Source organism: Candidatus Methanomethylophilus sp. 1R26 (assembly GCF_001481295.1).
Lineage (GTDB): Archaea > Thermoplasmatota > Thermoplasmata > Methanomassiliicoccales > Methanomethylophilaceae > Methanomethylophilus.
In genome coordinates this window covers 1-1,384 of record NZ_LOPS01000010.1, presented here as the reverse complement: position 1 = coordinate 1,384, position 1,384 = coordinate 1, and the positions used below count along the sequence as shown (strand labels likewise).

Genomic DNA, 1,384 nt, shown 5'->3' with positions numbered 1-1,384 from the left:
GGTTCTATAACATTTCGTGTGGAATCGGGCAGAGGAGCAGGCTCATAATCGATCATGCGCATACGCACCTGTGTGCGCCAAAAGGAGCTGTAAGGCACCTTCGCCGAAGGGCGAAGGATGCGCCCCGATGACATTGGAGCAGTCGATGAAATTCATCCTCGGGGTGGAGACCGATCAGTGGAAAATAACGGCGATCCGGGGAGGAGTGGAGGATGACGTGAAGGTCACCCACATCGACATGGATTTCATCGGAGACCCCGGAATATGTCCGGAGTGCGGATGCAGACGTTCGATCCACGACGCCAGGGTCAGGGTATGGAGACATGCCAATCTGGACGATACCGTCTGCTACATCCATGCCGCGATACCGCGCTGCATGTGTCCCAAGTGCGGGAAGATAACCCAGGCGGACATACCCTGGGCGGATCAGCGCGTGAGCTATACGAAGAGGTTCATGGAGGCGGCCATCGAACATATGGCACAGATGTCGCTTGCAGCGGCATCGAGGCTTCTCAAGGTGTCCTGGAAGGTGCTGGACGATATAGTCGGGGCCGTTGTCGACCGCCATCTCGATTCCATGGACCTGTCCGGACTGAGGCGCATCCGTGTGGATGAGACGGCGGCGAAGAAGCACCATAAGTACATCACGGCAGTGACCGACGCCGATACCGGGGATATCGTGTTCATAACCAAGGGGAAGGATTCCGATACCATCAGGGAATTCGCTGTCTGGCTCTGTGAACATGACGGCGACCCGCGGGCCATCGAACTGATCGCCACGGACTTCGGCGATGCGTTCATCGCCGGCGCCAAAGAATATCTCCCCAACGCCGAGCCGGTCTACGACCCGTTCCATCTGGTCCAGATCGCCAACAGGCATCTGGACCGCGACCGCGCATCGACGCAGATCAACGGCCAGAGGAGGAAATCCGTCCGTTACGCGCTGCTGAAGAACCCCGAGAACCTCCGTCCGGATGAGATGCATGAGCTCATGGACATAACCAAGGACAACGAGCTTGTAGGTACATCCTATCAGATGAAGGAGTCCCTCAGGCAGGTGTTCGACTACTCATACGAGCAGATCGATCTGGCACGTGCCCATCTGGTCAGATGGGCGCAGTGGGCCGCAGAGGAAGGATCCGCGGGTTTCAGAGCATTGGCCAAGACCGTGAAGAAGCATCTCGAAGGGATATTGAAGGCCATAGAGACCGGCATCAACAACGGCTACCAGGAATCCCTCAACGGCAGGGTGCAGCTGTCCAAGGGATTGGCGAGAGGTTACGGGAAGGAGATGCGTCTCGGAAGGATAGTGTTCTTCCGCGACAGCTGCAGGTCGTTATGAGCCTGCTCCTCTGCCCGATTCCACACGAAATGTTATAGAACC

Annotated in this window: 1 protein-coding gene; it reads left to right on the top strand. The window is 57.2% G+C overall.

Annotated features, from left to right (window positions below; translation table 11 throughout):
• Positions 1 to 127: 127 nt before the first annotated feature.
• Positions 128 to 1,342, top strand: a complete 1,215-nt coding sequence (locus tag AUQ37_RS02210; protein ID WP_058747233.1) for an ISL3 family transposase — start codon at positions 128 to 130, stop codon at positions 1,340 to 1,342.
• The last annotated feature ends 42 nt before the right edge of the window (positions 1,343 to 1,384 follow it).